The following is a 9,063-nucleotide window of genomic DNA, read 5'->3' as shown; positions in this document are numbered from 1 at the left end:
CCACCGGCCTGGCCGACCCGGCGCCCATCCTGCACACGCTCATGGGCGACCCGCGGCTGGCGCGCCACTGGCGGCTGGCCGGCGTGGCCTGCACGGTGGACGCCTTCAACGCCATGGCCACGCTGGACCAGCACCCCGAGGCCGTGAAACAGGCCGCCGTGGCCGACCGCCTGCTGCTGACCAAGACCGACCTGGTGCCGCCCGAACAACTGGCGCCGCTGGCCGAGCGGCTGCGCGCCATCAACCCGCTGGCGGCCCTGAGCACCGAACCCGACGGCGCCCTGCAGGCGCTGCTGGGCCTGCAGGACCGGCCCAGCGCCGCGCTGGTGCCCCTGCAGGCCGAGCCCGACACTGCGCGCTCGTACTTCTTTCCGGTCAGCGCGCCGGCGCAGCACGATCCGAACCGGCACGACGACCACATCCGCTCGCACGTCATCGTGCGGGACCAGCCGCTCTCGCGCGAAGGCTTCATGGCCTGGCTGGACATGATCGCCGCCATGCGCGGCGACGACCTGCTGCGCGTCAAGGGCATCGTGCAGCTGGCCGACGACCCGGAGCACCCGATGGTGATCCACGGCGTGCAGCACCTGTTCCACCCACCCGAGACCCTGCCGCGCTGGCCCAGCGAGGACCGGCGCAGCCGCATCGTGTTCATCACCCGCAACATCGATGCCGAGGACATCGACGCGACCCTGCGCATTTTTGAACGACGCCGCACCCGCGGCCCCCGCCCAGCCTCACCTGTTTGAATGTCAGAAGGAGACAAACCCATGACGATGATGAAACAACTGATCGCCAGCGCCGTGCTCGGCCTGTGCAGCCTGTCGCCCGCGCTGGCGCAGGGCAAATTCCCCGACGGCACGCTCAGGCTGGTGGTGCCCTTCGCTGCCGGCGGCGGGGTGGACCAGGCCGCGCGCCTGCTGGGCCGCCAGCTGCAGACCGACCTGGGCGTGACGGTGATCGTGGAAAACAAGGCCGGCGCCAGCGGCACCATCGGTGGCAAGGCGGTGCAGATGGCCGCGCCCGACGGCATGACCCTGCTGTTCTCGGCCGCCACCCATGTGTTGGCCAAGCAGGTGCTGGCCGTGCCGCCCTACGACCCGCAGACCGATTTCACCCCCGTCGCCCGCGTGGGTGAGGCGCCGTTGATGCTGGTGATCCCGCCAACCGCGCCGCAGAAAAACCTGAAGGAAGTGCTGGACGCCGCCCGGGCCCAGCCCGACAAGTGGACCGCCGCCGTGCCGGCGCTGGGCGCGCCCAGCCACCTGGCCACCCTGCTGCTGGCCAAGCAGGGCAACCTGAAGCTGACCATGACGCCCTACCGCGGCACCGCACCCGCCCTGGCCGACGTGGCCGGCGGGCACGTGCAGCTGCTCATGGACTCCATCATCTCGATCCAGGCCATGGCCAAGAGCGGCAAGGTGAAACCCATCGCGACCACCATGGCCAAGCGCAGCAGCGTGGCGCCGGAGGTGCCGACCGCGGTCGAGAGTGGCTTCCCGGGCATGGTCTACGAGTCCTGGTACGGCGTCTGGGCGCCCAGGGGCACGCCCGAGGACCGGGTGCAACTGCTGAACAAGGCGATCAACAAGGCCGTGGCCGAGCTGGCGAAGTCGGGGTCGTTGGAGGCCCTGGGCATCGAGCCGGTGGCGGAGACCACCGATCAGGTCCGCAAGTACATCGCCACCGATGTCGCCCGCAGCGCGGAGCTGCTCAAAGAGTCGGGCTTCAAGCCCGAGTGAGGGCCACGGACCGGGCGGTCGCCTGGCCTTCACCGCACCGCGCGGCCTTCTGCGGTGGCTGAGGCAAACTACACCGGCAGTGGCCAGGGTCATGGCGTGACGGACGTGTCAGCCGGGCCTCGGTCCAGAGGAGCATGGCATGGAACAGGTGGATGCGGTGGTGATCGGCGCGGGCGTGGTGGGGCTGGCCGTGGCGCGTGCCCTGGCCCTGGCGGGCCGGGAGGTCATGGTGCTGGAGCGCGAGGGCGCCATCGGGTCCGGGACCAGCTCCCGCAACAGCGAGGTGGTGCACGCGGGCATCTACTACCCCGCCGGCTCCCTCAAGGCCCAGCTGTGCGTGGAAGGGCGTGACCGGCTGTACGCCTACTGTGGCGAGCGCGCCATCGCCCACCGCCGTTGCGGCAAGCTCATCGTGGCCCACACACCGTCCCAGGTGGCGGCTCTGCCGGCTCTGTTGGACAAGGCCCGGGCCAATGGGGTGCACGATTTGCAGTGCTTGGGCCGCGACGAGGCGAGGGCGCTGGAGGCGCAGCTCGACTGCGAGGCGGCCGTGCTCTCGCCATCGACCGGCATCGTCGACAGCCACGGTCTGATGCTCGGTCTGCAGGGCGATCTGGAGCACGCGGGAGGCCTGGTGGCCTGCCACACCGAGGTGAAGGCCGTTCAGGCCCATGCCGACGGGCTGGACGTCACCACCCTGGATGGCACGGTGCTGCGCGCCCGCAGCGTGGTCAACGCGGCCGGTCTGCACGCCTGTGACCTCGCGGGTCGCACGCGGGGCCTGGACCCGGTCCATGTGCCGAAGCCCTGGTACGCCAAGGGCAGCTATTTCACCCTGAGCGGTCGCTCGCCGTTTCAGCACCTGATCTACCCCGCGCCCGAGCCCGACCGGCACCTGGCGGGGCTGGGCGTGCACCTCACCATCGATCTGGGCGGCCAGGCGAAATTCGGCCCCGACGTGCAGTGGACCGACGATCCGGACGATCTGGTGGTGGACCCTGCGCGTGGCGAGTCCTTCTACGCCGAGGTGCGGCGCTACTGGCCTGGCTTGCCCGACGGCGCCTTGCAGCCCGGCTACGCCGGCATGCGCCCCAAGATCAGCGGACCCGACGAGCCGGCCGCCGATTTCCGTATCGACGGGTCTGCGCAACACGGCGTGGAGGGTCTGGTGAACCTGTTCGGCATCGAGTCGCCCGGCCTGACCAGTTGCCTGGCGATCGGCGAACGCGTGGCGTCGCTGCTCTGACCGGGCCTGGTGCTCCTGAAGCCGCCGGCGGCGTTCAGGCCGCTGCGGCGCGGGCGTTCTTGATGGCCTGTGCCGACGCCCACACCAGCGACGGCCCCTTGTAGATGAGGCCGGTGTAGATCTGGACCAGGTTGGCGCCCGACTGGATCTTGCTCTGCGCATCCTGGGCGCTCATCACGCCACCCACGCCGATGATGGGGAAGCCCTTGCCCAGACAGGCGCGCAGCTGGCGGATCACCCGGTTGCTGGCTTCCAGCACCGGCGAGCCCGAGAGCCCTCCCGTTTCTTCGGCGTGGGGCAGACCCTTGACGGCGTCTCGGCTCAGTGTGGTGTTGGTGGCGATCACGCCCCACGAGTTGTTGACCCCACCGCGGCTGTCGGCGCCGTAACGCATCAGGGTGCCGGCAATGACCTCCACATGGGTCTCGTCGAGGTCGGGGGCGATCTTGAGGAAGACGGGGATGCGCCGCCCCGTCTGCTGGGCCAGCTGCTCGCGCCGCTCCGAGACCGCGCCGAGCAGGGCGTCCAGGGCCTCGTCGCTCTGCAGGCTGCGCAGGTTCTTGGTGTTGGGACTGGAGATGTTGACCGTCACGTAGTCGGCGTGTGGGTACACGCCGCTCAGGCAGGTGAGGTAGTCCTCGGTCGCCCGTTCGATCGGCGTGGCGGCGTTTTTGCCGATGTTCAGTCCGAGCAGCATCGGGCTCACGCCGCCCTGATCGCGGAACCGGGCCCGCTGCACATTGGCAATGAAGGACGCGAGGCCCTCGTTGTTGAAACCCAGGCGGTTGATCAAGGCGTTGGCCTTGGGCAGGCGGAACATGCGCGGTTTGGGGTTGCCCGGCTGCGCCAGCGGGGTGACCGTGCCGACCTCGACGAAACCGAAGCCCATGGCGGCCAGGCCGTCGATGCAGCGGGCGTTCTTGTCGAGCCCGGCCGCCAGGCCGACACGGTTGGGGAACTGCAGGCCGGCGAGCGTGAACGGATCGCTCACGCGGGGCTCGCTGTACAGGCAGGTCAGCGGGGAGTGCTGCAGTTTCGCCAGGCTGCCCAGCGTGAGTTCGTGGGCGGCTTCGGGATCCAGGCCGAACAGGAAGGGGCGGGCGACGGCGTAGGGCAGAAGTGACATTGGATAATCGTGGGATTCTTTGTTACCGCTGATTGTCTCAAATGACCCAAGACGAACTCAAAGCCCTGGTCGGGCAGGCCGCGCTTCAGTATGTGATCCCAGGCGAAGTGGTGGGGGTGGGCACAGGCTCCACCGTCAACAAGTTCATCGACGCGCTCGCGTCGATGAAAGACCAGATCCCAGGCGCCGTGTCGAGCTCAGAGGCCTCAACGGCCCGCATGCGCACCCTGGGCATCCCCGTGCTGGACGCCAGCGAGGTCACCGAACTGTCGGTGTACATCGATGGCGCGGACGAGATCGATGCGCGCGGCTTCATGGTCAAGGGCGGCGGTGCAGCGCTGACCCGTGAAAAAATCGTCGCCGCCATGTCCCGGCGCTTCGTCTGCATTGCCGACGAGTCCAAGATGGTGCCGGTGCTGGGCGCCTTTCCGCTGCCGGTGGAGGTGATTCCGATGGCCGCGGCGCGTCTGATGCGGCAGTTTCAGCAACTGGGCGGCAAGGCGCATGTGCGGTTGAAAGACGGTCAACCGCTGGTGACCGACAACGGCCAGCACATTCTGGATGTCACGGGTTTGCAGATCACCGACCCGCTGGGGTTTGAGAACCAGGTCAACCAGTGGCCTGGTGTGGTCACGGTGGGGGTGTTTGCCCACCAGAAGGCCGACGTCTGTCTGCTCGGCACGCCCGGCGGCGTCAAGACACTGAGCTTCTGACGCCTGCCCCAGGGTTCAGAAGCGGATGCCGCCCGAGCCTTCCACGGTGGGCGCTGGGGGCGTGTCCACGGGCGCCGCAGCCCGGCGCCGTTTTTCTGCCGCCGTCTCGCTGGGTGGAGCCGCGGCAGGGAGAGGCTTGGCCTCGACCAAGGCCGTGGCCGCAGGGCGCCGGTAGTTGGCGGGCAGGACCGACTGCTTGGGATAGCCGGCCGCGTCCAGGTACTGACTCCACTCTGATTCGGAATAGCCCTTGACCTGTTGACTGCCGATCGTGAGCATGGGCAGGCTGTTGGTGTTGCTCAAGCGCTTGAATGCGGCACCGTCGTCGGCGGAGTTCACGGTTTTTTCCGTGTAGGGAATGCCGCGTGCGTTCAGCATGTTTCGGCCGTTGTTGCAAGGGGTGCAGTCGCTGCCGGTGTACAGGGTGACCGGGTACCGGCCCGCCGCCTGCCGCAGCTCGGAAGGCAGGGGCGCGCTTCCGCTGGCGCCTGCCGACACGCCGGCCACTGGCTTGGCGTTCGCGCTGGGCGGTGGCGGCTGGTCGGAGTAGCTCACCCGACCGTCGGGGCCGACGATGCGGTAGACGCCCTGAGCCATGGCCCACGGGGCGGCCACCACGCCCAGCAGCAAGGCGGCAGCCACGAGGCCGGCTGATTTCGAGGTCCGAATCGCGGTGTGCTTCATGTCATCTCCTGTCAATCATTTCAACGGGCCGCTCATGCCATGCCCTGGTGACGCAACAAGGCGTCGATGCCAGGCTCACGGCCACGGAAGGCCTTGAACGACTCCATGGCGGGACGGCTGCCGCCCGCTTCCAGAATGGCCGCACGGTAGCGGCGGCCCGTGGCGACGTCCAGCGTGCTGTGACCACCGGCCTCCGCGGCCTCCTCGAAGGCGGCGTAAGCGTCTGCCGACAGCACCTCGGCCCATTTGTAGCTGTAGTAACCGGCGGAGTAGCCACCCGCAAAGATGTGGCTGAAGGTGTGGGGCGTGCGGCTGTAGGCCGGCGGCTGCAGCACCGCGATTTCGTCGCGCACCTGCTGCTGCAGCGCGAGGATGGCCTCGCCACTGTCTGCGGGCGGGATCTGGCTGTGCAGCAACATGTCGAACAGCGAAAACTCCACCTGGCGCAGGGTCTGCAGACCGCTCTGGTAGTTCTTGGCGGCGAGCATCTTGTCGAACAGCGCACGGGGCAGGGGCTCGCCCGTGTCCACATGGGCGGTCATGTGCTTGAGCACGTCCCATTCCCAGCAGAAGTTTTCCATGAACTGGCTGGGCAGTTCGACCGCGTCCCACTCCACACCGCTGATGCCCGACACGTCGCGCTCGTTCACCTGCGTCAGCATGTGGTGCAGGCCGTGCCCGAATTCGTGGAAGAGGGTGATCACGTCGTCGTGCGTGAGCAGCGGTGGCTTGCCGTTCACGCCTTCGGCGAAGTTGCAGACCAGGTGCGCCACCGGGGTTTGCAGTGCACCGGTGTCCGGGCGCAGCCAGCGGGCACGCACGTCGTCCATCCAGGCGCCGCCCCGCTTGCCGGTGCGCGCGGCCGGGTCCAGGTAGAACTGCCCCACCAGTTGCAACCCCGTGGAGGTGTTGCGCTCGATGCGATAGAACTCGACGCCGGGGTTCCACACCGGCGCCGCGTCGCGGCGGATCGCCACCTCGAACAGGGTTTCAACGATCTGGAACAGGCCGGCCAGCACCTTGGGCGCGGTGAAATAGGGTTTGACTTCCTGCTCGCTGAAGGCGTAGCGCGCTTCCTTGAGCTTTTCGCCGATGTAGGGCCAGTCCCAGGCTTGCGGGTCGTCCAGGCCCAGCTCGGTGGCGGCGAAGGCGCGCAGGTCGATCAGGTCCTGCTCGGCGTAAGGACGGGCCTTGTGGCCCAGATCGCGCAAGAAGCTGACCACCTGCTCGGGCGATTCGGCCATCTTGGGCACCAGCGATACATCGGCGTAGTGGCGATGGCCCAGGAGCTGCGCCTCTTCGTGGCGCAGCGCCAGCAGCTCGGCCATGATGGCCGCGTTGTCGAAGCGCCTGGCGTCCTCAGGTGCCTGGTCACTGGCGCGCGTGACATACACCCGGTAGAGCTTTTCGCGCAATCCGCTGTTGTGGGCAAACTGCATCACCGGCAGATAGCAGGGCATCTTGAGGGTGAGTTTGTGACCCGTCTGGCCATCGGCCAGAGCCGCTGCAGAAGTGGCCTGCAGCACATCGGGCGGAACACCCGCCATGTCTTCGGCGGGGACCACGAGGCTGAATGCATCGGTGGCATCCAGCGCGTTTTCACTGAACTTTTGTCCCAGTTCGGCCTGGCGCTCCTGCAGCCAGGCAAAACGCTCCCGGGCTTCGCCCTGGAGTTCAGCGCCACCGAGCACGAAGCTGCGCATGGCGTTGCGGTGGGCCTGGGCCTGCTCGGCGTTCAGGCGGGTCAGGTCCATCGACCGGTATTTGGTGAACAGCCGTTCGTCCGAGCCCAGTCGGGTCCAGAACTCGGTGACACGCGGCAACGCCTCGTTGTAGGCGGCGCGCAGTTCGGGTGTGTCGGCCACGCTGTTGAGGTGCCCGACCGCACCCCAGGCACGAGAGAGGCGTTCCGTGGCGACGTCCAGCTCGCGGGAGATCGCCGTCCAGTCGCTGGGGAAGTCGTGGGCCGTGACGGTTTCAAGCGCGGTGTTGGCTTCTTTCAACAGTGCATCGACCGCGGGTGCCACGTGATCGGGTTCAATGGCATCAAAAAGCGGCAGACCCGAGAAGTCCAGCAAAGGGTTGTCAACGGAAATGTTCATGCGGTCTCAGTAGGGGCTCAAGGGAACAACTTCAAGACTCGACGGCGGGGTCTCCACCCATATCGCGTCAGCGAGCGCTTTTCTTGATGCTCTTTTTCAGAACCTTGGCGCGCTTGACCTGCCCGCCGGGCGTCAGGCGCTGGTTGCCCAGCACACGCACCACCTTCACTTCGGGGCGCTGGCCACCGCGGCTGCTGAATTTCAGCACCTTCACGTCGCGCGGGCCGGGCATGCGGTCTTCGTCAACCGCTTTTTCCTTCTCGGGCACCGGGCGCCAGAGCACCAGCAGCTTGCCGATGTGCTGGATGGGCGCGGCGTCGAGCTCGTCGGCCAGGGTTTGCAGCATGGCCTCACGCGCAGCTCGGTCGTCGCTGAACACGCGGACCTTGATCAGGCCGTGGGCCTTGAGCGCGCCGTCGATTTCCTTCTTGACCGAGGGGCTCAAGCCATCGCCGCCAACGAGGACGACGGGATCAAGGTGGTGGGCATCGGCGCGGTGGACTTTGCGCTGGGCGGGAGTGAGTGTGATCTGGGGCATGGGACAATTATCGTTTACACAGAAGCCGGGCGTCCCTCATGGGCATGAAAGTCAAAACGAAGAGCAAGAAGGTCAACAAGGCGTGGTTGAACGACCACGTCAACGACCCCTACGTCAAGCTCGCCAGTCGCGAGGGTTACCGCGCACGAGCCGCCTACAAGCTCAAGGAGATCGACGAAACCCTGGGTTTGATCCGCCCCGGTGATTGTGTGGTCGACCTGGGCTCGACGCCAGGCGCCTGGAGCCAGTACACCCGGCGCAGGCTGAGCCCGCAGGGCGCTGCCGTGGGAGCGCTGCACGGGCACATCCTGGCGCTGGACTTGCTGCCGATGGAGGCGGTGGAGGGTGTGCACTTCATCCAGGGTGACTTTCGCGAGCCGGCTGTGCTGGCCGAGCTGGAGCAAGCCTTGATCGACCGTGGCATCCAGGCGGTGGACGTCGTGGTGTCCGACATGGCCCCCAACCTGTCTGGTATCGGATCCGCCGATGCGGCCCGCATCATCGACCTGGTGGAGCTGGCGGTCGATTTTTCGGTCAAACACCTCAAACCGAGCGGTTCGCTGGTGGTCAAGCTGTTCCATGGCGGGGCTTACGACCCGATGGTGGCGCTGTTTCGCCAGACGTTCAAGGTGGTCAAACCGTTCAAGCCCAAGGCTTCGCGCGACAAGTCGTCTGAAACCTTTCTGGTGGGCATGGGTCTGAAGGCTTGAGGTTTTGGGGTGATGGTCACGAAGCAAACAGACCATTTCATTGACATTGCCACGTCAAAGATCAATTCAAGGGTATCTTGAAAGACCTAAAATGATCTCAACATGCCTTATTCCGACAATGTTCTAGCCAGGAGCCGCACTTGAACAACCAGTGGTTCTCGAAAATCGCCGTGTGGATGGTCATCGCCATGGTGCTTTTCAC

General features: G+C 66.8%; 9 protein-coding genes. 5 read left to right on the top strand and 4 right to left on the bottom strand.

From position 1 onward, the window contains the following. The 3 genes from IV088_RS05385 to IV088_RS05375 form a co-directional block, all read left to right on the top strand. A partial coding sequence (locus tag IV088_RS05385) for a GTP-binding protein (protein WP_291098787.1) occupies positions 1–749 on the top strand: 749 nt, incomplete at its 5' end. Between the two features lie 21 nt (positions 750–770). Next, positions 771–1,742 carry a tripartite tricarboxylate transporter substrate binding protein gene (locus tag IV088_RS05380; protein ID WP_291098784.1) on the top strand — a complete coding sequence of 324 codons (972 nt, stop codon included), beginning with the start codon at positions 771–773 and terminating at the stop codon, positions 1,740–1,742. A gap of 139 nt (positions 1,743–1,881) precedes the next feature. Continuing rightward, on the top strand, positions 1,882–2,988 hold the full coding sequence (locus tag IV088_RS05375) for an NAD(P)/FAD-dependent oxidoreductase (RefSeq protein ID WP_291098781.1): 1,107 nt from the start codon (positions 1,882–1,884) through the stop codon (positions 2,986–2,988). A 34-nt stretch (positions 2,989–3,022) separates the two neighbouring features. On the opposite strand, the gene IV088_RS05370 is transcribed toward IV088_RS05375, so the two are convergent. Continuing rightward, positions 3,023–4,114 (bottom strand): quinone-dependent dihydroorotate dehydrogenase, encoded by a 1,092-nt coding sequence (locus tag IV088_RS05370; protein ID WP_291098779.1) that lies wholly within the window; start codon positions 4,112–4,114, stop codon positions 3,023–3,025. A 41-nt stretch (positions 4,115–4,155) separates the two neighbouring features. On the opposite strand from IV088_RS05370, the gene rpiA reads away from it, so the two are divergent. After that, positions 4,156–4,827, top strand: coding sequence for a ribose-5-phosphate isomerase RpiA (rpiA, locus tag IV088_RS05365; protein WP_291098777.1), 672 nt, complete (start codon positions 4,156–4,158; stop codon positions 4,825–4,827). A gap of 15 nt (positions 4,828–4,842) precedes the next feature. Here the strand turns inward: rpiA and IV088_RS05360 are convergent, their stop codons facing one another. The 3 genes from IV088_RS05360 to IV088_RS05350 all read right to left on the bottom strand — a co-directional run bounded on the left by IV088_RS05360 (position 4,843) and on the right by IV088_RS05350 (position 8,151). After that, the gene (locus IV088_RS05360) at positions 4,843–5,511 is read right to left on the bottom strand and encodes a glutaredoxin family protein (protein ID WP_291098774.1); all 669 of its coding nucleotides are present in this window, start codon (positions 5,509–5,511) and stop codon (positions 4,843–4,845) included. Between the two features lie 32 nt (positions 5,512–5,543). Then, entirely contained in the window at positions 5,544–7,613 is a 2,070-nt protein-coding gene (locus IV088_RS05355; protein WP_291098772.1) for a M3 family metallopeptidase, read from the bottom strand. A gap of 67 nt (positions 7,614–7,680) precedes the next feature. Beyond that, a complete protein-coding gene (locus IV088_RS05350) occupies positions 7,681–8,151 on the bottom strand; it encodes a YhbY family RNA-binding protein (RefSeq protein WP_236965104.1) in 471 nt (156 codons plus the stop codon). A gap of 44 nt (positions 8,152–8,195) precedes the next feature. On the opposite strand from IV088_RS05350, the gene IV088_RS05345 reads away from it, so the two are divergent. Continuing rightward, positions 8,196–8,861 (top strand): RlmE family RNA methyltransferase, encoded by a 666-nt coding sequence (locus IV088_RS05345; protein WP_291098767.1) that lies wholly within the window; start codon positions 8,196–8,198, stop codon positions 8,859–8,861. Positions 8,862–9,063: the final 202 nt, after the last annotated feature.

The sequence above is a fragment of the Hydrogenophaga sp. genome (genome assembly GCF_018780075.1).
Lineage (GTDB): Bacteria > Pseudomonadota > Gammaproteobacteria > Burkholderiales > Burkholderiaceae_C > Hydrogenophaga.
Note: the sequence above shows the minus strand (reverse complement) of the source record. Positions and strands in the feature narration are given on the sequence as shown.

Coding starts and splice junctions, on each gene's coding strand:
- IV088_RS05380 (WP_291098784.1), top strand. CDS start 771: ATGACGATGATGAAACAACTGATCGCCAGCGCCGTGCTCGGCCTGTGC.
- IV088_RS05375 (WP_291098781.1), top strand. CDS start 1,882: ATGGAACAGGTGGATGCGGTGGTGATCGGCGCGGGCGTGGTGGGGCTG.
- IV088_RS05370 (WP_291098779.1), bottom strand. CDS start 4,114: ATGTCACTTCTGCCCTACGCCGTCGCCCGCCCCTTCCTGTTCGGCCTG.
- rpiA (WP_291098777.1), top strand. CDS start 4,156: ATGACCCAAGACGAACTCAAAGCCCTGGTCGGGCAGGCCGCGCTTCAG.
- IV088_RS05360 (WP_291098774.1), bottom strand. CDS start 5,511: ATGAAGCACACCGCGATTCGGACCTCGAAATCAGCCGGCCTCGTGGCT.
- IV088_RS05355 (WP_291098772.1), bottom strand. CDS start 7,613: ATGAACATTTCCGTTGACAACCCTTTGCTGGACTTCTCGGGTCTGCCG.
- IV088_RS05350 (WP_236965104.1), bottom strand. CDS start 8,151: ATGCCCCAGATCACACTCACTCCCGCCCAGCGCAAAGTCCACCGCGCC.
- IV088_RS05345 (WP_291098767.1), top strand. CDS start 8,196: ATGAAAGTCAAAACGAAGAGCAAGAAGGTCAACAAGGCGTGGTTGAAC.